The following is a 261-nucleotide window of genomic DNA, read 5'->3' on the forward strand; positions in this document are numbered from 1 at the left end:
ATTCCGCAGTAGCTCAGTGGTAGAGCAATCGGCTGTTAACCGATTGGTCGCAGGTTCGAATCCTGCCTGCGGAGCCACTGGAGAGCTGTCCGAGTGGCCGAAGGAGCACGATTGGAAATCGTGTAGGCGGCATTCCCGTCTCGAGGGTTCGAATCCCTCGCTCTCCGCCATACATATTTATTTCAAAGGCCCGTTGGTCAAGTGGTTAAGACACCGCCCTTTCACGGCGGTAACACGGGTTCGAATCCCGTACGGGTCACC

General features: G+C 56.3%; 3 tRNA genes. All 3 read left to right on the plus strand.

Going from position 1 to position 261, the window contains the following annotated elements:
* The first annotated feature begins 2 nt into the window (after positions 1-2).
* Positions 3-77 (plus strand) — tRNA-Asn (locus tag Q0757_RS16935).
* Positions 78-79: 2 nt separating this feature from the next.
* Positions 80-170, plus strand: a tRNA-Ser gene (locus tag Q0757_RS16940).
* Between the two features lie 17 nt (positions 171-187).
* Positions 188-259: transfer RNA gene (locus Q0757_RS16945), tRNA-Glu, on the plus strand.
* Positions 260-261 lie beyond the last annotated feature (2 nt).

Source organism: uncultured Marinococcus sp. (assembly GCF_947493875.1).
Taxonomy (GTDB): domain Bacteria; phylum Bacillota; class Bacilli; order Bacillales; family Marinococcaceae; genus Marinococcus.